This window comes from Fructobacillus cardui (assembly GCF_963580785.1).
Classification (GTDB): Bacteria; Bacillota; Bacilli; order Lactobacillales; family Lactobacillaceae; genus Fructobacillus; species Fructobacillus cardui.
Genome location: NZ_CAUZLS010000002.1, coordinates 86,718 through 110,230 on the forward strand (window position 1 = coordinate 86,718; position 23,513 = coordinate 110,230).

General features: G+C 44.7%; 22 protein-coding genes. 21 read left to right on the forward strand and 1 reads right to left on the reverse strand.

All coding sequences use genetic code 11. The annotated features are described in order from the left end of the window. Positions 1–35: 35 nt before the first annotated feature. The 17 genes from murD (at position 36) to cls (ending at position 18,451) form a co-directional block, all read left to right on the forward strand. Complete coding sequence (gene murD, locus AABI20_RS02605; RefSeq protein WP_047974350.1) at positions 36–1,391, forward strand: UDP-N-acetylmuramoyl-L-alanine--D-glutamate ligase; 1,356 nt, start codon at positions 36–38, stop codon at positions 1,389–1,391. 11 nt (positions 1,392–1,402) lie between these two features. Then, positions 1,403–2,503 carry an undecaprenyldiphospho-muramoylpentapeptide beta-N-acetylglucosaminyltransferase gene (gene murG / locus AABI20_RS02610; protein WP_288846403.1) on the forward strand — a complete coding sequence of 367 codons (1,101 nt, stop codon included), beginning with the start codon at positions 1,403–1,405 and terminating at the stop codon, positions 2,501–2,503. A gap of 11 nt (positions 2,504–2,514) precedes the next feature. Further along, positions 2,515–3,219 (forward strand): hypothetical protein, encoded by a 705-nt coding sequence (locus AABI20_RS02615; RefSeq protein ID WP_053068894.1) that lies wholly within the window; start codon positions 2,515–2,517, stop codon positions 3,217–3,219. 113 nt (positions 3,220–3,332) lie between these two features. Further along, positions 3,333–4,685 (forward strand): cell division protein FtsA, encoded by a 1,353-nt coding sequence (gene ftsA / locus AABI20_RS02620; RefSeq protein WP_047974352.1) that lies wholly within the window; start codon positions 3,333–3,335, stop codon positions 4,683–4,685. Positions 4,686–4,709: 24 nt separating this feature from the next. Next, positions 4,710–5,966 (forward strand): cell division protein FtsZ, encoded by a 1,257-nt coding sequence (gene ftsZ / locus AABI20_RS02625; RefSeq protein ID WP_047974353.1) that lies wholly within the window; start codon positions 4,710–4,712, stop codon positions 5,964–5,966. A gap of 13 nt (positions 5,967–5,979) precedes the next feature. Beyond that, complete coding sequence (locus AABI20_RS02630) at positions 5,980–6,420, forward strand: cell division protein SepF (protein ID WP_047974354.1); 441 nt, start codon at positions 5,980–5,982, stop codon at positions 6,418–6,420. A gap of 5 nt (positions 6,421–6,425) precedes the next feature. Continuing rightward, on the forward strand, positions 6,426–6,680 hold the full coding sequence (locus AABI20_RS02635) for a YggT family protein (RefSeq protein ID WP_338346703.1): 255 nt from the start codon (positions 6,426–6,428) through the stop codon (positions 6,678–6,680). Continuing rightward, a complete protein-coding gene (locus AABI20_RS02640; RefSeq protein WP_338345813.1) occupies positions 6,681–7,475 on the forward strand; it encodes a YlmH family RNA-binding protein in 795 nt (264 codons plus the stop codon). It begins immediately after the preceding gene. A gap of 27 nt (positions 7,476–7,502) precedes the next feature. Continuing rightward, positions 7,503–8,285, forward strand: a complete 783-nt coding sequence (locus AABI20_RS02645) for a DivIVA domain-containing protein (RefSeq protein WP_288846398.1) — start codon at positions 7,503–7,505, stop codon at positions 8,283–8,285. Positions 8,286–8,556: 271 nt separating this feature from the next. Continuing rightward, positions 8,557–11,355 (forward strand): isoleucine--tRNA ligase, encoded by a 2,799-nt coding sequence (gene ileS / locus AABI20_RS02650; protein WP_047974358.1) that lies wholly within the window; start codon positions 8,557–8,559, stop codon positions 11,353–11,355. 105 nt (positions 11,356–11,460) lie between these two features. Then, positions 11,461–11,919, forward strand: a complete 459-nt coding sequence (rpsP, locus tag AABI20_RS02655; RefSeq protein ID WP_288846395.1) for a 30S ribosomal protein S16 — start codon at positions 11,461–11,463, stop codon at positions 11,917–11,919. 100 nt (positions 11,920–12,019) lie between these two features. Beyond that, on the forward strand, positions 12,020–12,547 hold the full coding sequence (rimM, locus tag AABI20_RS02660; RefSeq protein WP_047974360.1) for a ribosome maturation factor RimM: 528 nt from the start codon (positions 12,020–12,022) through the stop codon (positions 12,545–12,547). After that, on the forward strand, positions 12,537–13,280 hold the full coding sequence (gene trmD, locus AABI20_RS02665) for a tRNA (guanosine(37)-N1)-methyltransferase TrmD (protein ID WP_047974361.1): 744 nt from the start codon (positions 12,537–12,539) through the stop codon (positions 13,278–13,280). The genes rimM and trmD overlap by 11 nt, the downstream gene beginning before the upstream one ends. Before the next feature lie 51 nt (positions 13,281–13,331). Next, positions 13,332–14,288 (forward strand): ribonuclease Z, encoded by a 957-nt coding sequence (gene rnz / locus AABI20_RS02670; protein ID WP_047974362.1) that lies wholly within the window; start codon positions 13,332–13,334, stop codon positions 14,286–14,288. Next, positions 14,275–16,365: a single-stranded-DNA-specific exonuclease RecJ gene (gene recJ / locus AABI20_RS02675; RefSeq protein WP_338346704.1), complete on the forward strand. Its 2,091-nt coding sequence runs from the start codon at positions 14,275–14,277 to the stop codon at positions 16,363–16,365. Before rnz ends, recJ begins: the two co-directional genes overlap by 14 nt. A 24-nt stretch (positions 16,366–16,389) precedes the next feature. Further along, positions 16,390–16,923, forward strand: a complete 534-nt coding sequence (locus AABI20_RS02680; protein WP_047974364.1) for an adenine phosphoribosyltransferase — start codon at positions 16,390–16,392, stop codon at positions 16,921–16,923. Between the two features lie 55 nt (positions 16,924–16,978). Continuing rightward, positions 16,979–18,451, forward strand: a complete 1,473-nt coding sequence (gene cls / locus AABI20_RS02685) for a cardiolipin synthase (protein ID WP_288846392.1) — start codon at positions 16,979–16,981, stop codon at positions 18,449–18,451. 97 nt (positions 18,452–18,548) lie between these two features. On the opposite strand, the gene AABI20_RS02690 is transcribed toward cls, so the two are convergent. Next, the gene (locus AABI20_RS02690) at positions 18,549–19,235 is read right to left on the reverse strand and encodes an SAM-dependent methyltransferase (RefSeq protein ID WP_288846391.1); all 687 of its coding nucleotides are present in this window, start codon (positions 19,233–19,235) and stop codon (positions 18,549–18,551) included. A gap of 146 nt (positions 19,236–19,381) precedes the next feature. Here AABI20_RS02690 and AABI20_RS02695 point away from each other — a divergent pair, with 146 nt between their 5' ends. From AABI20_RS02695 to AABI20_RS02710, 4 genes are all read left to right on the forward strand, one after another. Continuing rightward, entirely contained in the window at positions 19,382–20,059 is a 678-nt protein-coding gene (locus AABI20_RS02695; protein WP_288846389.1) for a uracil-DNA glycosylase, read from the forward strand. 88 nt (positions 20,060–20,147) lie between these two features. Then, positions 20,148–21,137: a phosphate acetyltransferase gene (gene pta / locus AABI20_RS02700; RefSeq protein WP_338346705.1), complete on the forward strand. Its 990-nt coding sequence runs from the start codon at positions 20,148–20,150 to the stop codon at positions 21,135–21,137. A 90-nt stretch (positions 21,138–21,227) separates the two neighbouring features. Further along, complete coding sequence (locus tag AABI20_RS02705) at positions 21,228–22,679, forward strand: glycosyltransferase (protein ID WP_338346706.1); 1,452 nt, start codon at positions 21,228–21,230, stop codon at positions 22,677–22,679. Beyond that, a complete protein-coding gene (locus AABI20_RS02710; RefSeq protein ID WP_047974370.1) occupies positions 22,676–23,509 on the forward strand; it encodes a hypothetical protein in 834 nt (277 codons plus the stop codon). Before AABI20_RS02705 ends, AABI20_RS02710 begins: the two co-directional genes overlap by 4 nt. Positions 23,510–23,513: the final 4 nt, after the last annotated feature.

A 23,513-nucleotide genomic window follows, 5' to 3' on the forward strand; every position in this document is an offset into this window, starting at 1 on the left:
ATCAGCACTGTGTGTGTCAGAAAAAGGAGTAGGGTATGGCAGAGTTAGATTTTAAAAATAAAAAGGTATTAGTGTTAGGTTGGGCCAAATCAGGGAAGGCTGCTGCTAAACGACTGGTTGAACTTGGTGCGCAGGTTACGGTTGCCAATTGCGACCAAATTGAGGAAGATGCTGATGTCAAAGCCTTGAAAGCTGCTGGTGTTTCTTTTGCTGAAAACGACCAAGCAGAATCTTTGGCAGAGGATACTGATTTTGTCGTTAAAAATCCAGGTATTCATTACGAACAACCATTGTTGGAAAAGGCGGAGCGGTTGAAGATTCCAATTCTGACGGAAGTAGCCGTTGCCTTGTCGACTTTTACTGGCCGTTTGATTGTTGTTACCGGTTCAAATGGGAAGACGACGACGACAACGCTTTTGGGGAAGATGTTGCAAGCGGATCCAAAGCAGGGGAAGGTCGTCGTCGCTGGTAATATCGGAACGCCTGTTTGCCAAGTTGTGGGTTCGATGACGAAGGATGATACGCTCGTCTTAGAATTGTCTTCTTTCCAACTAGTTGGGATTCCAATGATTCAGCCTGATATTGCCGTGATTACCAATGTCTTTGCCAATCATATGGACTTTCATCACACGCGATTGGCTTACTTAGCCGCTAAAATTCACGTTACAGAAGACCAACGCCCTGATCAAGTGCTGATTTTAAATGGCCAGGGACCAGATACACCATTAATTGAAAGTAAGACTGCTGCCCAGGTACTGCTCTTTGATGATCAAGACCAAGTAGCCTATGCCCACCAAAGTGGCGATGACTTGGTTTTTGCAGGACAAACACTAATGCCTTTCAAAGACGTTAAGCTTGTTGGTCAACCTAACTTGGAAAATGTTTTGGCGGCAACGGCGGCGGCAACGGTTGCAGGTGCCGACCTAGCTGGCATCATTGATGTCTTGAAGACCTTTTCGGGTGTTAAGCACCGGTTGGAATTCTTGTTTAAAAATCAAGACGTCTTGTATTATAACGATTCGAAGGCAACTGATATTGAAGCAACGCAAGCGGCCTTGTCGGCCTTTAACCAGCCAGTCGTTTGGCTGGCTGGGGGGCTAGACCGTGGGGATGACTTGTCCCGCTTGGCCCCAGACTTAAAGCATGTTCGTCAGGTGATTGCCTTTGGTGAAACGCACGATAAGGTCAAGGCATTGGCTGAATCCTTGCATTTACCGGTTACGGTTGTGAAATCAGTTGAAGAAGCGGCACCATTGGCTGTCCAAATGGCAAAACCTGGAGAGGTCGTTCTTTTTTCACCAGCAGCCGCTTCTTGGGATCAATATCCTAATTTTGAGATTCGTGGGGATGCATACGAACAAGCCTTAAAAAATAGTTTGCAGATTGGGTAAGGAGAGCAAAAATGAAAGTAGTGTTATCAGGTGGCGGAACGGGTGGCCATATTTATCCTGCCTTAGCTTTGGCTAAAATCATTGAGGAAAAGGAACCAGAAGCAGAATTTTTGTATATTGGTTCTTTCCGTGGAGTTGAGAAGCAAATCGTGCCGAAGACGAACTTGCCCTTTATGCAACTGGATGTCCAAGGTTTTTCACGTTCGCTCTCGTTAACCAACTTTAAGACGGTTTACCTGTTTTTGAAGGCAACTGCTGCTGCCAAGAAAATTTTAAAAAACTTTCAGCCCGACGTCGTTGTCGGGACTGGTGGTTATGTTTCTGGCGCTGTTTTGTATGCCGCACAACAAATGGGCATCCCAACGGTTATTCATGAACAAAATTCAGTTGCTGGTGTGACCAATAAGTTTTTGGCTAAAAATGCAACAAAAATTGGCTTGGGCTTTGAAGCAGCCAAGGACCAGTTCCCAGCCGATAAGACTGAAGTGATAGGTAATCCAAGAGCCCAGGAAGTAGCGAACCTCCAGTCTGATTTTTCATGGACGAGCTATGGGTTAGAAGATGACAAAAAGACGTTGTTGATTTTTGGTGGGTCACAAGGTGCACCGGCCATTAACCTGGCAACTCTTGATGCTATTTCAACATTCAATGATCGTCCTTACCAGGTTGTTTTGGTTGCAGGACCAAAGCGAATCGATAACTTTAACCGCTTGTTACAAGAACGTGGTCTAACACTTGGCGACCATATTAAGGTCTTGCCTTATATTGATAACATGCCGGCCGTGATGAAAAAGGCGGATGTCTTGGTATCGCGAGCAGGGGCTACATCCATTGCCGAACTAACGGCACTGGGTCTGCCAGCAATCTTAGTACCTTCACCATTTGTGACGGGTGACCACCAAAGTAAAAACGCGAGTGCCTTGGTAGAAGCGGGTGCTGCTTTGTCGATTAAGGAACCTGATTTTAATGGTGAATCTTTGATCAAGGCTGCCGATGCTTTGCTGCTGGATGACCAACAGGCAAAAGCCATGCAGGCTCAGTCATCAGCTGTTGGAATTACCGATGCCGGTGATCGGTTCTACCGTTTGATTAAATCAGTCATCAAAGACTAGGAGTAATTGCCTTGCAAAAAATTAAAATGACAATGCGAATGCACCCCGAGCAGACCAGTACCGCTACGGCTCTGGCTTTTTTGGCAAGCATCGCAGTCATTTTAATGATTTGGCAACCTTGGGTAAAGATTACGACTGTGAATGTTGATGCTGGTAACATCCCAACTGAAGTAATTGAAAAAGAAGTGGGAATTAAGCCAGGTGATTACCGTTACCAAGTTTTCTTTCAAGAAACGTTTTTAGAACGAAAACTAAAAAAAAGTAACAATAAGGTTTCGCAGGTGAAGATTTCATTAACGAAAAGTACGGTTTCAATTGAAGCAGGAGAAAAAATTAATGCTGGTTTTCTAAAGAAGGGTGACCAATGGTATCAACTTGATTCAGCTGGAAATCAGAGTAAAATCAGCCAAGTAGATGGTCAGGGACCAGTCTATAGCGGCTTTTCCTCTGTAACACGGATTAAAAAGGTTGCTAGGGCAGTTTCTTCCTTGGACAAAACAATCCGCCAGGATATCGGTGAGATTAAATTTGCGCCGGATACAAATAATAGCGATAAACTAGTCTTGTCAATGAATGATGGCAACACAGTTTATGCCAGCCAGAATACATTGGCTGATAAAATGCGCTATTATGCTGGGATTGTGGCGCAAATGTCTTCGACTGGAGTTGTTGATTTGCAGTATGGATCATACTCATATCCGTATAACGGTTCATAATGGAAAAAACTTGCTCATAAATTGGCTCTAAGCCCTACCAGACTAAGGTAGAATATGATAAGATTATTTTTAGGTTTAGTTTCTAAATTTTTATTAAAAGAGGGGAAATTTACATGACCCAAGATGGCGTGATAGTTGGATTAGATATCGGGACAACCATGGTCAAAGTGGTCGTTGCCCAAAGCGAAAATGGTCGCTTCAACGTCATTGCTACGGGCAGTGCCCCTGGTGCTGGTTTACGCCGTGGCGTGATTGTTGACATCAACCAAACGGCTGAGGCCATTTCACAAGCAGTCTCACAGGCTGCCGCAAAGGCAAATATTGAGATTAACGAGGTGGTTGTTGGTTTACCAGCTAACCATATGGATATCCAAACGGTGACCGGCCTTGTTTCGATTGAAAATCAAAATAAACAAATTACAAACCAAGATGTTGTCAATGTGACACACCAGGCTCTCGATTCGCTTTCAGTTCAAGACCAAACGGTTGTTGAATTCTTACCGAACGAATTTATTGTCGATGGTTTTGATGGTATTAAGGACCCAACCGATATGATTGGTGTTCGCTTAGAGGTCCAAGGGTTAGCTTACTTGGCACCAAGTAAAGTCGTTGATACGATGAAGACTGCTGTCAAGAAGGCTGGCCTACAAATGCAGTCGCTGGTGTTAGCACCAATTGCTTTGGCACCAGCTTTTCTAAATGATGCTGAACAGGACTTTGGTGCTATTCTAATTGACTTAGCTGGTGGTCAGTCAACTGCTTCTGTTGTCCATGATCACAAGGTAAAGTATATGACCGTGGACTACGAGGGTGGTATCCAGGTAACTAAGGACATCTCGACTGTCCTTGGTATTAGTGTGGATGAGGCTGAATCTGTTAAGAAAAAGTACGGGTCAGCCGACCCTTACCAGGCATCGGCTAAACAGCAATTCTATGTGAATGCCGTAGGCTTAACGGAGAAAAAGGCGGTTGACGAGCAGTATTTGTCTGAAATTATGGCAGCGCGTTACGACCAAATTTTTGATCGTCTAGACCAGCAATTACAAGCCATTGGTGCTGAAGAACTACCTGGTGGTTTTCTCATAACTGGCGGAAACGCAGCAACACCTGGGGTCCTTGCTAAGGCTCAAGAACATTTTGGTTCAAATGTTCAGGTTGCGCAGCCAACACAAATTGGCTTGCGCCATCCTAGCTTCGCCCGTGCCCTTGCCTATGCCTCTCATCAGGCTTTCCAAAGTAACTTAGCCTTGGAAATCAAGGCGGTGCTGATGGGACAGCAGGTTGAAGAAGCGACAAAGGACCAGGCTAGTCATTATCACTTGGTTGACGATGGTGAGACCGATGTAATTGAAGCACAAGGCGAGGAAGGGGTTTACCTCGATCCAGCTGAAAAGAAACCAGGAGTATTTTCACGAGTAAAGTCGACGCTCGCCTCCTTGTTTGCAGAACCAGACGACAACGAATAAAACATTCCCAAAGGAGTAACTTTCATGGATTTTACAATCGACGAAACGCAGGATCAAGCCGGCGCTATCATCAAGGTCATTGGTGTTGGTGGTGGTGGATCTAATGCGGTCAACCATATGATTGACGAAGGCATCCAAGGGGTTGACTTTATTGTTGCCAATACTGATGTCCAGGCCTTAGATAAATCAAAGGCTCGTCAAAAGGTTCAAATTGGGCCTAAATTAACAGGTGGACTTGGTGCCGGTTCAAACCCTGAGCGTGGTGCTAAGGCGGCCGAAGAATCTGAAGAAGAAATTAAATCAGCCTTAGAGGGCGCCGATATGGTTGTTGTGACAGCCGGAATGGGTGGTGGAACCGGAAATGGTGCTGCTCCAATCGTCGCTAAGGCAGCTAAAGAAATGGGGGCCTTGACGGTCGCTGTTGTTACTCGTCCTTTCTCATGGGAAGGGCCAAAGCGGTCAAAGTATGCGGTTGAAGGTTTACAAGCCTTGTCTGAATCCGTTGATTCTTTGATTGTGATCACGAACGAAAAGCTAAAGGACCGTATCGACTTGAAGACACCACTGTCTGAAGCCTTCAAGATTGTCGATGACGTTGTTGCCCAGGGCGTTCGTGGTATTTCAGAATTGATTACCAATCCTGGTTTCATTAACTTGGATTTTGCCGACGTGAAGACTGTTATGCAAAACGCCGGACCAGCTTTGATGGGTGTTGGGGTTGCCAATGGTGAGTCACGTGCAAGTGATGCAACCAAGGCAGCCATTTCCTCACCATTGCTGGAAGTGGATATGTCTGGTGCTGAAGATGTCTTGTTGAACATCACTGGTGGTCCTGATTTGTCACTGTATGAAGCGCAGACTGCTGCTGATGTGATTAACCAAGAGGCTGGCCGCGATGTGAACGTTATCTTCGGAACCTCTGTGGACGAAGATTTGGGCGATTCAATTCGAATCACGGTGATTGCTACCGGCTTACAGGCTGGCGGTGTTCAACCTCTAAAGCGTTCCGTTCAACAAGAAAAACCAGCAAACGAGTCAGCTCAAAATGGTCTTTTTGCTCGAACTGGTCAAGACCAGTCTTTAAATCAGAACGTGCCTGGTAAGGATGATCCTTTTGAAAATTGGGATATCACGACTAGCAAAAGGCCAAGTAACCAAACTGGTCAATTCGATGGTGTTCAAAAGAAAGCTTTTGATCCCGTTGAGCCGGTTAACCAAAGTATTGATTTAGACTTGTCAAACGAAGATGATGATAAGCCACCATTCTTCAAGAAACGATAAGGAGGATTGAGCGATGGCATTTGATGGGATTAAGCGTCTTTTTTCGGGCGATGATGATTACTATGAAGAAGAGGGCTACGAAGAGGCTCCTGAGCAACAACCTGTTCAAAAGCAAAAGCCTGCAGCAAACAAGCAGATGACTGCTTTTAAAAATCAGGGCCAAGCTGGAGCTGCTGGGGTAGCGCAAGGTCGTATTGCTCTTTTTGAACCAAAGGTTTACGCTGATTCACGAGCAATCGCCAGTCAAGTGATTGAAGGTGATGCTGTGATTGTTAACTTTTCTCAATTGGAAGAGGAACAAGCAATGCGAATCTTAGACTATATCGGCGGAGCTGTCTATGCTGTTTCGGGTTCGATGGAACGAGTTGGTGAGAAAATTTTCTTGTTGACACCATCAACATATGAAGTAGCAGGCTCCATGAGTGAAAACCTTGATAATCAAGGTCGGTATTAATATTTATGTTTGGACTACTACTAGTCACGATTATTGCGTGGCTGCTTAAGATTTATTCTTATGCACTGATTGTCTATGTTTTGATGTCATGGTTTCCTGGTGCTTATAACACCTGGTTTGGCCGTGAATTAGGCAAGATTGTGACCCCTTATTTGTCCTGGTTCTCTTTTATCAAGCCAATTGGTATCTTAGATCTACGACCATTAATCGCCTTTATCGTCTTAGAATTGGCGCAATACGCCTTGGCATGGTTCTTTTAAATGAGTAATCAGCAGGCCATCGCCCAGCACTTTCACGAAAGTGAGGGCGATTTTGTGAAGCAAGCCCTCGACTGGGTAAATCAGGCAGAAATCGACTATCGATTGGTTTTAACCAAGTTTTTAAACCCACGTCAGCGCTATATTGTGCAAACGTTAGTGAATCAGCGTGCAGGCCTAAAAATGGTGGCAGACGGCATTTTTGACCAAGTTGAGTCGAAACGAGTTGTGATTGCACCTGATTTTTATGAGATTAAGGAAAGTGATTTTCAACTGGTCTTGTTAGAATTGGCCTTTCCGGTCAAGTTCGTCAGTTTGCGTCACAAGGATATCTTAGGTGCATTGGTGCATAAGGGGCTTGACCGGTCAGGCTTTGGCGATATTGTCGTCAAAGAAGATGAGGGACTGGTTCAATTAGCGGTTGATCAGCTATTAGCCGGATTTATTCGTCAAGAGATTGGTCGCATTGGTAAGGTTAAGACTGACTGGCAAGAAATTAGCTTCGACCGCGCTTTTCAAAAGGAAGAAGATGGAAAAGACCAATTCTTGTTAGTCAACTCATTGCGCCTTGATGTGGTTGTAGCAGCGTCATTCAACCTTGCGCGTGCAAAGGCACAAGATTTAGTTACCAGTGGCTCTGTGCAAGTTAATTGGACTGTTAGTGACCAGGTAGACCGGCAAATTTCTCTAAAAGATGTGATTTCAGTGAGAAAATATGGAAGAATTTGCTTAGAAAGCTTGTCAGGGCAGAGCAAAAAGGATAAAATCAAAGCAGTTTTTAATATTATTCATCGATGAGATGAATTCGGGAGGCAGAGAGATAAGATGGCACTAACACCAGATGAGATTTTAAACCATGAATTCACCCGAAAGGGCTCACGGGCATATGTGGCGCGCGAAGTTGATTCTTTCTTGGATGAAGTCAATAATGATTATCGTACCTTATTGGCTGATTTTGAGAAATTACAGCAACAAAACCGTCAGCAACAAAACCGTATTGATGAGCTCGAAGGTGAACGTGATCAAGTGAATGAATCAATCATGTTCGCCCAAAGCGCTGCCTCACGTTTGCGCTCTGAGACGGAATCTGAAGTAAAATCACAATTGACCCACGCCCAAGATGAAGCTAAGCAAATTGTTGATGACGCCCGTCAAAAAGCTGAAGCAGAATCCGCCCGCTTGGCTCAAGAAAATGTTGATTTGATTGACGAGCAAAATCGCTTGCGTCAGCGAGTTGATAGTTTCCGCCAATCATTCCTGTCATTGATTGACCAACAAAAGGCCTTGCTTGAGCAGGGGCAATTGTCACAGGCAGTTAATAAGTTGCCTGCTTCTGAATTGTCGGAAAAGGTTTTGGGTGAAACGAACCATTGGTTGAAGCCTGTTTCGGAAGCATCAGTACCGGCACCAACGGATGCTGCTAGTCAAGATGGTACTGAAGAAAAGCCGTTGCCAACCGATATTAAAGAAGTTCCAAGTTTTGCTAAGGGCCCAATCGAACCTAGTGAAGGGGAAGAAAAGCCTGCTGAAAGTGAAAAGGTTGAGGTTGAAGAGGAAGTTGCAGATCCAACGGTGGTCGTTTTCCCTGAAAATGGGCAACCAAAGTAAAAATGATTGATTAACGGTGTAAGCCAGTTTAAAAAAGTTGATAGTGTTAGCGAGCCATGTCCGGTGTAAGATGGTCATTCCCTCAGCTTTTTTACATCCCTTACCCTTCATCAAACTGAACTAAGAGTAAGTTTGACGGCTTGGTCCGTTATCGCCAGTTAGAGCGTTGACCATTAGTCAGCGGAAAATAGGTGGTACCACGTAAAAAACGTCCTGTTGTCCCAAATTTTGGGGCACAGGACGTTTTTTCGTTTATTGAAAGGAGTCTCTTATGAAGTATAAAGACACATTGAATTTAGGAAAAACAGCATTTCCGATGCGAGGCTCTTTGCCAACAACGGAGCCAGAACGGCAACAAGGCTGGTACGATGACAACCTCTATGAACAACGACTGGCACAAAACGAGCAAAAGCCACACTTTAACTTGCACGATGGCCCTCCCTATGCCAATGGAAACATTCATTTGGGTCACGCCTTAAATAAGATTACTAAGGATATTATTGTCCGTTACAAGAACATGAACGGCTATTATGCACCTTATGTTCCTGGATGGGATACGCACGGTTTGCCAATTGAGCAGCAATTGACAAAGGCCGGTCACGACCGGAAGTCAATGCCAAAGAGCGAATGGCGTAACTTGGCTAAGGATTTTGCGTTGGAGCAAGTTGATAAGCAGCGCAATGACTTTAAGCGTTTGGGGATTATGGCCGATTGGGACCACCCATACATTACTTTGCAGCCTGAATTTGAAGCAGCACAGTTGCGTGTCTTTGGTACGATGGCTAAAAAGGGTTTCATCTTCCAAGGAGCTAAGCCGGTTTATTGGTCATGGTCATCTGAATCAGCTTTGGCTGAAGCCGAAATTGAATACCACGATATCAAGTCAACTTCATTGTTCTATGCCAACCGTGTGAAGGATGGTAAAGGCATTTTGGATGGTGATACTTACTTGGTTGTTTGGACCACGACGCCATTTACGGTTACCGCTTCACGTGGAATTACCTTAGGTCCTGATTTTGACTATGTTTTGGTGAAGCCAGCTGGTCAAGATAAGAAGTATGTTGTGGCTAAGGAATTGTTGGAAACGGTTGCACCAAAGTTTGGTTGGGAAGATTATGAAGTATTGGATTCATATAAGGGCCAAGACTTGGATAAAATTACGGCTTACCATCCATGGGATGCCGATGCCGAAGAAGTGGTTATGAATGCGGACCACGTTACTTTGGATTCTGGAACTGGTTTGGTCCACACGGCGCCTGGCTTTGGTGAAGATGATTACAACGTCTCAAAGGAATATGGCTTAGATGTTGTGGTGACGGTTGACGAAAAGGGAAACATGACTAAGAATGCGGGTCCTGATTTTGAAGGTCGGTTCTATGATGATGTTACTGGAACGGTGATCACGAAGTTGACGGATGCCGGGTTGTTCTTGGCGAAGGAAAAGATTACCCACTCATACCCATTTGACTGGCGAACAAAGAAGCCAATTATTTGGCGAGCTGTGCCACAATGGTTTGCGTCAATTGACAATTTCCGTCAGGATATTTTGGACCAAATTGATGAGGTTAATTTCTTCCCAGCATGGGGTCAAAAGCGTTTGCACAACATGATTGCTGGTCGTGGTGACTGGGTTATCTCTCGTCAACGTGTTTGGGGCGTGCCATTGCCAATCTTCTATGCAGAGGATGGAACAGCCATTTTGGATGCTGACATTATTGAGCACGTTGCGCAATTGGTTGAAAAGCACGGTTCAAACGTTTGGTTTGAACGTGAAGCCAAGGACTTATTGCCAGAAGGTTATACGAACGAACATTCACCAAATGGCCAATTCAAGAAGGAAGAGGACATCATGGATGTTTGGTTCGATTCCGGTTCTTCTTGGAATGGGGTGATGCGTCAACGCCCTCAATTGGATTACCCTGCTGATTTGTATTTGGAAGGTTCTGACCAGTACCGTGGTTGGTTTAACTCTTCATTGATTACTTCTGTGGCCGTAACGGGGCAGGCACCTTACAAGAACTTGCTATCACAAGGCTTTACTTTGGATGGTAAGGGTAACAAGATGTCCAAGTCATTGGGAAACACGATTTCACCATTGGATGTTGGTAACAAGTTTGGTGTTGAAATTTTGCGTTTGTGGACTATCTCAGTTGATACGTCCCAAGATATGCCAGTTTCAGATGAAATTTTGAAGCAAGTTGCTGATTCTTACCGCAAGATCCGTAATACCATGCGTTTCTTGTTGGCCAACACATCTGACTTTGATTACGATACTGACAAGGTTGCCTTTGCAGACCGTGCTGCTCATGACCAATATGCAACGGTCTTGTTGAACAACTTGGTCGCTGATTTGAAGGATAGTTATGACAACTACCGTCTCAATGAAATCTACTCACGTTTGATTAACTTTATTAACGTGGACTTGTCTGCCTTCTATTTGGATATCGCCAAGGACGTTGTTTATGTTGAAGCACCGGATTCTGCCTTGCGTCGTTCAATGCAATCAGTCTTCTACGAAATTTTGACGGCTTTAACGAAGTTGATGTTGCCAGTTTTGCCACACACGGCTGAAGAAATATGGTCATATATTCCACATACCAACACGAAGTACGCTTACTTGCAAGACATGCCAACTGTAGAGGAATTGCCAGAAAATGCTGACATGATGGTTAAGTGGGAAACGGTCTTTGCGTTGCGTTCGGCGGCCAACAAGGCAATCGAAGCCGCCCGAACAGCTGGCTTGGTTGGTAAGAATGCCGAAGCAGCTATGACGCTGTACTTGACGGCTGATCAGAAGAGCGTTTTGTCTGATTTGAACTTAGACTTTCGTTTGATTTTGATGGTCTCACAATTGGACTTGAAGGATCGTGAAGACGCAACAGATGCTGTGCCAAGCTTTGATGACGTTCCTGTCTTAGTTGAAAAGGCTCGCGGCGGTTTGTCACCACGTGACCGTCGCTATCACGAAGATTTGGGAGTCGATGAGGCCTTTCCAGAATTGTCAAAGGCTGAAGCTGCATTGGTTCGCAAGTATTACCCAGCTGCCTTAGCAGAAGGTTTTGAAGCTTAAAAATCAGTTATTTTGATTTAAAAAACGATGTCAAGTAAAAATACTTGACATCGCTTTTATTATTTGGCATAATAGACAAGTAAAGAAATACGGAGGAATTACATTATGGCAGTTAAAATTCGCTTGAAGCGGATGGGTGCTAAGAAGCGTCCATTCTACCGCGTTGTTATCGCTGACTCACGTTCACCACGTGATGGTCGTTTTATCGAAACAGTGGGAACTTATAACCCAATCGCTGTTCCAGCAGAAGTACAGTTGGACGAAGCTAAGATTTTGGCTTGGTTGGCAAATGGTGCACAACCATCTGACACAGCTCGTAACTTGTTGTCAAAGGCTGGCATCATGGCTAAGTATGCTGAACAAAAGGCTGCTGCAGCTTCTGAAAAGCCTGCTAAGGCAAAGAAGTCAGCTGCTGCTAAGCCAGCAGCTAAGGAAGAAGCAGCTGCTTCTTCTGAAAAGCCAACGGCTAAGAACAAGGTTGCCGAAATCAAGGCATACTTGGACGCCCAAGGTATCGACTACCCAGCATCAGCTAAGAAGGCTGACTTGTTGGAATTGGTTTAAGACAAACTGGTTTATAAAGTGGAAACTACCAAAGTTCATTTGGTAGTTTTTTTCTTTTTGAACAGGCTAAGATAAGCAAAGCTTTGCTATAATAGAGAGTATGGAAACAAAAAATTACTTTAAAATTGGAACGATTGTCAATACACATGGCATTCGTGGTGAGTTGAAAATCAAAGCCATTACGGACTTTGCTGACGACCGCTTTCAAAAGGGGCAAGCGATTTACCGTTTGGACAAGGGGCAATACGTCAAGGAAATGATTGCAAAGGCCCGCGTTCATAAGGGTATGTGGTTGGTCACCTTTGAGGGTGTTGATAATATTAACCAAGTTGAAATTTTTAAGGGCCAGGATGTCTTCGTTGATGAAGAAGACCGGGATGACCTTGATGATGGTGAATATTACTACAACGAAATCATTGGCTGCACCGTTGTCGACTTAGATGGGCAGACTTTGGGTGAAATCAAGGAAATTATGACGACTGGTGCCAACGACGTTTGGATTATGAAACGTCCCAAGGGCAAAGATGGCTTAATTCCGATGATCGATGATGTCGTAAAAGAGGTCAATGTGGCTGATAAGGTGATTACCATTGATGTCTTGGAAGGACTATTGGACGATGAAGATTGATGTTTTAAGCCTTTTTCCAGATATGTTTGCACCAATGCGTCAGTCAATTATCGGTAAAGCAATCGATCGTGGTGACCTTGACTTTGCTGTGACTGATTTTCGTGATTATACGACAAACAAACATAACAATGTTGATGACTATCCCTTCGGTGGTGGGGCTGGCATGTTGCTCACGCCCCAACCGATTTTTGATGCCTTAGAGGCCGTCAAGAAAAATAGCCCTGAAAAAAGTGCGGGGCATGTCATCTTGTTGGATCCGGCTGGTAAGAAGTTTGACCACACGGATGCGAAACGATTGGCCAACTATGACCACTTAACTTTTATTGCCGGTCATTATGAGGGATATGATGAGCGAATCAAGACATTGGTAGACGAAGAACTTTCACTGGGTGATTATGTTTTAACTGGTGGGGAACTGGCCTCGATGGTCATGATTGATGCAACGGTTCGCTTTTTGCCTCATGTTTTGGGCAATGCTGAATCGGCAGAAGGTGATTCCTTTGCTGATGGCTTGCTGGAATACCCACAATACACGCGACCAGCAGACTTTCGTGGATTAACCGTACCAGATGTCTTAACTTCTGGAAACCACGGTAAAATCGCTGAATGGCGGTTAAAAGAAGCGCTAAAAAAGACGTACTTACGTCGACCTGATTTATTAGAAAATCGGGTATTTACAAATGAAGAACGCGACCTATTGGATGATATTAAAAGTGAATTAGCAGACGATTAATTTGTACTAGTAAACATCGGTAGATCGAATACAGGATAAAGGACAAGACCGATGGAACTGGAATTTTTAGGAACTGGCTCGGGCCAACCATCTAAATTTCGCAATGTGGCCAGCATTGCTTTGAAGCTACTTGATGAGCGCAATGCTGTCTGGCTTTTTGATGTTGGGGAAGCAACCCAACACCAGATTTTGAAAACCACGATTCGCCCACGGAAGATTGAAAAAATTTTTATTTCCCATTTGCATGGCGACCATATTTTTGGTTTGCCTGGTTTATTGTCCTCACGGTCTTTCCAGGGCGCTGATAAAAGTGAACCACTGACGATTTATGGTCCTAAAGGCTTGAAGTCTTTTGTGCAAACGGCTTTGCGGGTTTCAGATACGCACTTGTCTTACCCAGTTCACTATGTGGAAATTGAGGTGGGGACGATTTTTGAAGATGATACCTTCCGTGTGGTAGCGGCTCCTTTGAAGCACCGGATTGAGGCCTGGGGTTTTCGGGTGGAAGAAAAGGCTCATCCAGGAGAATTGCTGATTGATAAGGTAAAGGCTGATCAAATTCCAGCAGGTCCTGTCTATGGTCGCTTGAAGGCCGGTGAAACGGTGACCCTTGACGATGGTCGTGTAATTAATGGTCAGGATTACCTTGGCCCAGCACAACCGGGACGCGTCGTGACCTTTATTTTGGACACTCTCCCAAATGACCAAGCAAAGATTTTGGCGCAGGGTGCAGACGTCTTGGTTCACGAATCAACCTATGGTCAAAGTAAGGAAGAAAGTAAATTAGCACGGGCACATGGACATTCAACTTCCCGTGATGCGGCCCACCTAGCGCTCGACAGTCATGTTGGTAAATTAGTCTTGGTCCACATTTCTGCCCGGTATATTGGCCCATTATTAAAGAAGTTCATTAGCGATGTGAAGCATTTGTTCCCAAATACCTATGTTGCCCGTGACTTCGACGTTGTTGATGTCCCATTCAAGAAGGAGCAGCATGGTACCAAGTAATTGGCGGTTGTTAGATCAACCAGATCAAATGAGTAGCCAACGGTTACAGGAACAATTACATTTAAATCCAGTTACAGCAGGTTTTTTGGTGCAAAAAGGCATCAAGGATGTGAAAGAGGCGCAGGCCTTTTTGCATCCTGATTTTCAAAGTATTCACGACCCAAGCGAATTTTTCGATATGGAAAAGGCGGTGGATCGGATTCAAGAAGCAGTGTTTACTGCCGAACCAATTTTGGTTTACGGTGATTATGACGTCGATGGTATTACGAGTACCGCGATTATGGTGGAAACGCTGACCTCGCTTGGTGCAGAGGTAACACCCTACATTCCAAACCGTTTTGAAGATGGTTATGGACCCAATTTAACGACTTACCAACGCTTGGTTGAAGAAACTGGTGCGAGCTTGATTATCACGGTTGATAACGGCGTCAGTGGCCATGAGGCGATTGCTTGGGCGCAAGGTGCTGGTGTTGATGTGGTCGTGACTGACCACCACGCTTTACCGGAGACTCTGCCCGATGCTTATGCCATCATCCATCCACGCCATCCAGAGGGAAGCTATCCTTTTTCTGATTTATCAGGAGCGGGGGTTGCTTTTAAGGTTGCTCAGGCAATCTTAGCCGATGGACAACCGGCCGAATCATTGAAAGACTTACCAGTGGAATTTTTGGATTTGGTTGCGATGGGTGCGGTGGCCGATGTGGTCTCCCTGACCGATGAAAATCGGGCCTTTGTGACCTGGGGTCTTAAACAGATTGAGGAAAATCCCAGACCCGGTCTAGCTGCCCTATTAAAGAGCGCGAAGCACGCCAAGGGGCAAGCAATTTTAGCCGAAACGATTGGCTTTAAAATTGCGCCACGGTTAAACGCGATTGGTCGAATGGCCGATGGTCAGCTAGGCTTAGAACTCTTGTTAACGAAGGACCCAGAGCGAGCCAAGGCGATTGCTAAGGAAGTGGAACAGCTCAATGATGAGCGTCGGACCTTAGTGGATACCGTCTTTGATCAGGCAAAAGAGCAGGCCCTAGACCCAAAAAATCAGAAGGCCAACATCTTGCTGATTGCTGGCCAAAATTGGCATCAAGGAATTCTTGGCATTGTTGCTGCCCGCTTGGCTGAATTAGTGAAAAAACCCGTGGTGATTCTTTCGCTCGTTGACGGCGTTTATAAGGGTTCTGGACGTTCCTTTGGGGACTTTGATTTGCACGCCTTCTTGCAGGCCTATGCTGACTACTTCACTAGTTTTGGTGGTCATGCCGGTGCCTTAGGAGTTAGTATGACGCCGGATGAATTGCCGGTGGTCCAAAACTTGGTTCAACAAGATGGGGCTAACCTGCAATTTGCCGATCAAAAGTTAGCCGTTAACTTGGTTGTGCAGCCACGGATTTTGACACCTGATTTTTACCAGCAATTAGCTTTGCTTGAACCATTTGGCCAGGGCAATCCACAGCCCGTTATTGCTGTTGAGGATGTGCCACTAGAATCGGTTCAATCGATGGGGGCGCTTAATCAGCATCTAAAGCTTAATATTCGTGGCGGGCGGGGCTTTGTCGAGGCCTTAGCCTTCAATCAGCCTGATTTGGTAAAAGAAGCCCAAGAAAAAACACAGGCGACCCTAGCGGGCAAGGTTGGGGTGAACACCTTTGCTGGCAAAACTAGGCTGCAATTAATGCTGGAAGATTTGGCCTTTGTCGAAGTAGAGCAAAATCAGCCTACGTCAATGGAGCCAGTCGTTCGTCAGGTTAAAAAGCAAGTGGTCCAAACGGCACAGACCGCAGAAGCTGCGGTTAAAAATTCATCTACAACATTGGCGCAGGCAATCGGTCAAACGAGTAGCCAAGACTTTGCCAGATTATATAAATATTTGTATGGACACCAAAAATTGGACATTATCGGGCATTTGGAAGTTGTATTATCCGAACTTTCAATGCAAGAAAAGCAATTTAAATTAATGATTCAGGTCTTTTTGGACCTCGGTTTTGTTAAAATGAATGCAGGGACTATTTTGTGTTTACCAAGTACCAGTAAAAAGTCCTTGGCAAACTCTGTCACGTACCAGCGGTATTTTGCCGGTTAATGAACCCGGCTTGAGGAAATAAAAATGAGTAAAATTGATTTACATGATTATGTTGCCACAGTGGAAGATTATCCAGAACCTGGTGTTTCTTTCCGTGATATCTCACCATTGATGGGTGATGGGCCTGCTTATAAGCAAGCAATTGACCAAATCGTTGATTTTGCCAAAGACTTGGATGTCGACTTGATTGCTGGGCCAGAATCACGTGGCTTCATCGTTGGTTCGCCATTAGCCTATGCCATGGGTATTGGTTTTGTGCCAGCACGTAAGTCTGGTAAGTTACCCCGTAAGGCTGTTTCAGCATCTTACACATTGGAGTATGGCGGTGTCAATGAGTTGGAGATTCATGAGGATGCCATTCAACCTGGTCAACGGGTCTTGATTGTCGATGACCTTTTGGCAACTGGTGGCACCATCAATGCTACCCGCAAGATTGTGGAAGAATTAGGTGGCGTGGTGGCCGGAGTAGCCTTTATTATTGAATTAGAGGACCTCCACGGTCGAGAGAAGATTATGGAAGCCGGCGAAGTACCGTTTGTTGCTTTGATGGAATACTAAGGACTAGCACCTGGTACAAAACCGGACTTTCACAGGGTGAAATAAAGGGAAGCAGATGCTAACAACACTAGTAGTACTTTTAATTATTAACACGACCGTGGCCGTTATCACGGTTTTTCGTGAGCCACGAGATATCGCCGCTACTTGGGCGTGGATCTTAGTGCTGATTTTAATTCCAGTCCTTGGTTTTATTATTTATTCTTTTGCGGGCCGGAAGCTGTCACAGCGCCGGCTTTTTGCCTATCAAGGGCAAGATACTTCAGCGATGAATGAAAAAATCGCCGATTTGATTCAAGATGCTGATGAACGCGGTAAAAGGGAAGGCCTTGTGACACATGTGAACGAAACGCAAGCCTCCTTAGTTCAGGCTCGTTCTTTGGTCACGCTGTTTCAAAATATTAATCAGACGTCCTTGGCGACAAAAAATCAGGTTAAAGTCTTTACTTCGGGTTTGGATTTTTTTGGCCGCTTAAAAGAGGATCTGAAGCAAGCACAGGAAAGTATTAATCTTGAGTTTTATACTTTTTATAGTGATCAGTTAGGGCATGAAATCAGAGACATTTTAGTCGAGCGGGCTCAAGCTGGCGTTGAGGTGCACGTCATTTACGATGCCTTGGGTTCCTTTGGTACAACCAAGCGGTTCTTTGCACCGTTACGAGATGCTGGCGGTCACGCTACGCCATTCTTGAAGCGTCGACTGACGCTGGTTGATTTTCAGTTAAACTTTCGTGATCACCGTAAAATCGTGGTGATTGATGGCCAAATTGGCTATGTTGGTGGTTTTAATATTGGTGACCAGTATCTTGGCCGTGATAAAAAATTTGGCCATTGGCGTGATACGCATTTACGGATGACGGGTTCCGGAGTTTACTCACTCCAAGCTCATTTTCTGTTGGATTGGAACGCTTCTGAACCCAAGAGACCGATGGCGGTAACGTCAGACCGTTACTTTCCACCATTGCAATTGGCTTTGCAGGGTAAATCGAATTTACAAATTGTTACTTCCGGTCCTGAAACGGATGACGAACAGATTAAGATGGGCTATATCCGCTTAATTCAATTGGCCAAAAAGCGCTGTTGGATTCAAACGCCCTATTTAATTCCGGATGATTCAACTTTTGATGCTTTGCGAATTGCCGCTAATTCGGGCGTTGATGTTCGGATTATGGTGCCTTGCATGCCTGACCATGCCTTTGTCTATCGAGCCACTCAGTATTACGCTGCGCAGTTAGCCAAGTATGGAATTAAGATTTATTATTATCAAAATGGTTTCTTGCACGCCAAGACGATGGTAGTCGATGATCATTTGGCTTCTGTTGGTTCGGCCAATTTGGATTTTCGCTCTTTTAAGCTAAATTTTGAAGTGAATGCCTTTCTATACGATTCTGACTTAGCTCATCATCTTGCCCATGTTTTTAAGCATGATTTAACTGTTTCCAGTGAGCAGACGGTGACCAGTTTTGCCCAACAGGGCCGTTGGCTGGTCTTTAAACAGTATGTCGCTAGGTTACTAGCACCAATTTTATAAAAATCAGATTGGCCGTCTCTAAAATTAGGTCGATAAAAAAAGAAGGCGAGAGCCTTCTTTTTTGTTAGAATCAATCAAATTGTATCTTGCTTGACTATCAATGCACCAGATAAACGGCATCTTGAATCATGTCAAAGGCCTGATAATGCTGATTTAAAACATCATTTAATTCCAAATCAGCCTCCTGCCAGAATTGCTTTGAATTGGTGGCACCATTTTTTTCACCAATGACAATTAAGTGAAAAGGTTGGGATTGGCTCCGAAGGTATTGTAAAATTTGCCAGTCATCGTCGTTAGTATCTGGTGCCCAAGCCATCACAAAAATTGGTTGAGAATTTGGATCATCGGCTTTACGTAAGCTCTCTTTTACAGCCGTTAGGGCAGCTTGTTTGCTGACGGTTGTCCAGGGGACAGGACGTTCATTATCTTGTCCGCTCCAATCAAGGTTATCAACGGCTTTCACAACATGTCCTTGTGCTTCTAGTGCAGCGGATAGTGCGGCATTACCGGCCATTAGCTCAACAATCGGTCTGGGGCCGGCGAAGCGGGCTAAATCCTTGACCCAATCTGTGTTTGGTAAAAACCAGAGCCCATAGTTGACAATCAGTGTTTCTCTTAGCTCTGCTAATGCATCATCGAGAAGGAGTCGTTCTGGATGGCGACTTAAGGACTTGACATCTTCTAGTAGGTTGGGGAGACGGTGAAGTGGTAGCTGTTGGTGATCGAGGGCAGCAAGAGTTTGAATCACCACATCGATTTTGGCTAGTGACTGTGAATCGGTCATGTATTGTTTTTTTAAATTAAGTAGTTTTTCTCGACTGAGCATAAAGAGTCCTTAAGATTGGGTAAAAACGTGTCTGGTAGCGTTTTCTCTTGTGTTTTTCTTTGGTACAGTGTTAGTGAAATGTCTTATTAGGAGTAGTATACACCATGGTTGATTTTTCTTTGACCAAAACTGACTGGGATCAGGCTTTAGCACCTTTTTTGCCCGCGGGCTATCAACAGCAGGCCGAATCATTTTTAAATGAAGTTTATCAAGATCCCCAAAAACCAGTTTACCCCAAGCGCGAAAACGTTTTTCTGGCTTTTGAGAAAACTCCGTTAGCGCAAACGAAAGTAGTTATTCTAGGTCAAGATCCTTATCATGGCGAAAATCAGGCCCAAGGCCTGGCCTTTTCGGTGCCTGATTTTCTACCAGCTCCGCCATCACTGCGCAATATTTTAAAGGAGTTAGCCAGTGATATTGGCAGCGTGCGACCCAGTCATGATTTAACGACATGGGCAAGTCAGGGTGTTTTGTTGCTTAACACGGTGTTCACTGTGGCTGCTGGTCAAGCTAATAGCCACCAAAAACAAGGCTGGGAAGAACTCTCAGATGCAGCGATTAAGGCGGCTAGCGCTGATCAACGGCTAAAGGTTTTCATTTTGTGGGGGAAGCCGGCCCAGCAAAAGGCGCGGCTAATCGATACTGAAAGGCATCTGATTTTAATGGCGCCACACCCAAGCCCATTGGCCGCTTATCGGGGCTTCTTTGGTTCTAAACCATTTTCCAAGGCCAATGCCTTTTTAGAAAGGCACCAAGAAGTCCCTGTTAACTGGTTGAAATAAGTTTGAAATTTGACCGTAAAGGGCTAATAAAAGAAAGAAACTTTGGTATACTTTAGAAAAGACTAACGAGTAAAAAGGGAGCGCAAATATGTCACTTTTCGATCAGTTTAAAACAGAAATTAAGGGTCAAAAAATCCGCCTTGTCTTTCCCGAAGGAACGGATGAACGGGTTTTGACAGCCGCTGTTGAGTTGGCCCAAGAGGACTTGGTCAGCCCAATTGTTTTGGGCGAAAAAGAGGCGATCGTTGCCCTTTCAAAAAAGCTTCAATTGAGTTTAAATCAGGTTGAAATTGTTGATATCAAAACCGTTCCAACAGATCAACGCGTTAAGATGATTCAGGCCCTAGTCGAGCGCCGTAAGGGTAAAACAGACGAAAAAACAGCTGAAAAGTGGCTTCAAGATGACAACTACTTCGGCACGATGCTTGTCCAAATGGGTGCCGCTGAGGGGATGGTTTCTGGGGCAGTGCATCCAACTGGTGATACGGTTCGTCCTGCTCTCCAATTAATTAAGACAGCGCCTGGTTCTCGACGAATTTCTGGTGCCTTTATTATGCAGAAGGGCGACCAGCGTTTTGTCTTTGCTGACTGCGCGATTAACATCGAGATTGATGCCGAAACGATGGCTCAAATCGCTGTTCAATCAGCTCGTACTGCTAAAATTTTTGGTATCAATCCAAAGGTGGCGATGCTTTCGTTTTCAACGAAGGGTTCTGCTAGGGGTGACCAAGTTGAAAAGGTTCAGGAAGCTACAAAATTAGCCAAGGAATTGGCACCGGAATTAGCTGACCAAATTGATGGCGATTTGCAATTTGACGCAGCCGTTGTTGAAAAGGTGGCCAATGCCAAGGCACCCGGTTCGACGGTGGCTGGTCAGGCGAACGTCTTTGTCTTTCCAAGCTTGGAGGCGGGCAATATCGGCTATAAAATTGCCCAACGTTTGGGCGGATTTGAGGCGATTGGCCCAATTTTGCAAGGACTGGCCAAGCCAGTTTCAGATCTTTCCAGAGGTGCTTCTAAGAATGACGTGGTCAAGGTAGCCATCATCACAGCAGCTCAAGCTTTGGCACAGCGTTAATCATCGTTTTAAAGGGGTAACCGAGTCCTTGGTTAGCCCTTTCTTGCCATTATTTCAACAAAAATCTGAATGAAAGCGGTATAAGTGTTTATGAATTTTTTTCTTAACCAAGGTATGGGTCACGGAAATTCGGGCGTCGAACATGCTCAGTTTTATCGATCTCAATGCTTCTTAGATCGACAATTACCATTCAAAATTGTCTTTACTGATTTACTCCAGGATTTGCATATTCATATGCGTGAATGGCATTTGCCGGAAAATCAGGTTATTGGCCTTTATGATTTTTTGTTAGCCGCTGACCCTTTGGATTACTTGGATAATGGCTTGCCCGCAGACGAAGTGCAAAACAGTCATGAAAAGATTCTAATTGATCAAACCGATACGCAACGGATTATCACGGCTCAAAGCTCTGGTAATTACCAAATTCGCCGTTTACGCGATAAGATTTTTAGTACAGAAAAAAATATTTATATCGTTGATGATGCCCATGTTTCTTTGACGAAGGGCACACATCAGATTGAGTGGTCATATCGACAGGGTCCAGGTGAAAAAATCATGCAGGACATTCATCTGACTAATTTCTTGGGGGAAAATTACTATTTCTTGACCTTTGATGAATTAGTGACCTTTTTCTTAGATCAATTGGCAGCACATTTCGGACAAAATACGTACTTTGTTGACCGGGGCACGTTCTACGATGAAACTTTGGTTCGACAAAAGGCAGCTGGTTCTACGCAGAAAATTGTTGGCATGGTCCATGCGAACCATAAGGTGAGCGAAGAGAACGGGCACATTCTTTTTAATAATTTTTATCAGTACACACTGGATCATTTAGACCAGTATGATGCGGTTGTTGTGGCAACCAAGGCACAAAAAGCTGGTCTAAAGGCTGATTTGCAAGGTTATACGGCAGAGAAAAACCTTGATAAGATCTATGCCATTCCTGTTGGTGGGGTCACAAAACTTGGCCATGCAAAGACCAGAAAAAATCAAAAATTAAATTTGGTAACAGCCTCTCGTTTGCACGAAGAAAAGCACATTGATCAAATTATTGACGCTGTTCAAGTTCTTGTGGGGCGTGGTTATGACGTCAATTTGACCATCTATGGCGCCGGAGCAGAGGATCAAAAATTAGCCAAGCAAATTAAGGAGCTTGGTTTGACCAATCGAGTTGTCTTAGCTGGTTTGTCTCAGCATGTGACCAAGGATTTGCAACGTCATGATGTTTTTGTTTCCGCATCATACTCGGAAGGATTTGGCCTGACTTATCTGGAAGCCTTGAGCCAGGGGCTGCCAGTCGCTAGTTATGCGAATAACTTTGGCGCCAAGGAATTGATTCATCCTGGGGAAAATGGTTATTTGGCTGATTTTTTGACAACCGATGCTGACCGGAAAAACAATGTGGCCCAGCTTGCGGATGCCATTTTGTCTTGTTTCCAGGACTATGATTGGCTTTCGGCTGGTGCAATCGCTTCTTGCCGGCCATTTTTGACAGAAAATGTTGCTGAAAAATGGGCACAACTGGAGGATGAACTATCATGAAAGTTGCATTAATTAATAGTTTTGATGAACGAAACCAGCAGGCGGTTGCTTGGCAAATTAATCAGGTGCTAGCTGGTGAATTGGATGAACTTTGGCTAGCAACCCCTCATGAAGATGCTGTTCAAATTGCCCGTGATCTTGGCTTGGAGTTACACCAAGTTTTTGATCTTTGTAGCCAAAGCTATCTAGCCGATCAAGCAGATGGTGAGGGCGTCTGGTTTTATGATTTAAAAGTTCCTAACCAGGGTCAATTGGTCGTCAATAAGGACTGGACGAAGAGTATTTCCGTAGCGGGTCACTTGGTGGCTGACGTACGCTGGTTTGCTAATTCCAACCGCCTCGTGCAAGCAGTGACTTGGCAAAATGAAGGCGGTCAAGCGGACCGCAAAGATATTTACCAACGCAATGGCCGGTTGTTTGCCAAACAATATTTCAGTAACGGTCAACTGCTCCAATCTGATTTTTACGTTGGCTTTGATCAGATGGTTTGCCAAGACTTTTATTTTCAAGGGATGCGTAACTTTGTCCTCGATAAAAATCAGCGTCATTATGACTCTGCAGAGAATTACTTAAAACATGTGATGGAAAAGCAGGGACGCTGCGATGTCCACATTAGTACAGTCGACCGTTGTTTGGTTTTGGCACCTACTGGGACCACTTTGGCCCTCCCACAGGGTGTTTTGGATGACCAGGGGAATGTCTGGCCTGATTTAGTCATGGTCCTAACGAATCAAAATCATGCTGTTAGCCGTGTATTGGTGGCGGAAATTGACCGAGAAAAACTAAAGAAGGCAGGGCTACCCTTAGATAAGGTTGAACTGTTAGCTTAAGGTT